General features: G+C 49.7%; 2 tRNA genes. Both read right to left on the bottom strand.

From position 1 onward, the window contains the following. Positions 1-32: 32 nt before the first annotated feature. Positions 33-108, bottom strand: a tRNA-Ala gene (locus IM313_RS22400). A gap of 43 nt (positions 109-151) precedes the next feature. Then, a tRNA-Ile gene (locus tag IM313_RS22395) sits at positions 152-228 on the bottom strand. Between the last annotated feature and the right edge of the window lie 74 nt (positions 229-302).

The raw sequence follows: 302 nt of genomic DNA, 5'->3' as shown, positions 1-302 counted from the left end.
CTCTGAAGTTTTCTTGTGTTTGCAGTAAAAGATGGTGGAGCTATGCGGGATCGAACCGCAGACCTCCTGCGTGCAAAGCAGGCGCTCTCCCAGCTGAGCTATAGCCCCATCGTTTTGCAATCTCTGTACCGCTCATCCTTTAAAAGGAGTTTGGTAGGCCTGAGTGGACTTGAACCACCGACCTCACCCTTATCAGGGGTGCGCTCTAACCACCTGAGCTACAAGCCTGCAGAGATTTTTACTGCTGTTTTTCATCAGACAATCTGTGTGAGCACTACAAAGGCAGGTTCTTTAAGGTAAGG

It is taken from the genome of Enterobacter cloacae complex sp. P2B (assembly GCF_014895985.1).
Lineage (GTDB): Bacteria > Pseudomonadota > Gammaproteobacteria > Enterobacterales > Enterobacteriaceae > Enterobacter > Enterobacter bugandensis.
This window is presented reverse-complemented; position numbering and strand designations above follow the sequence as displayed.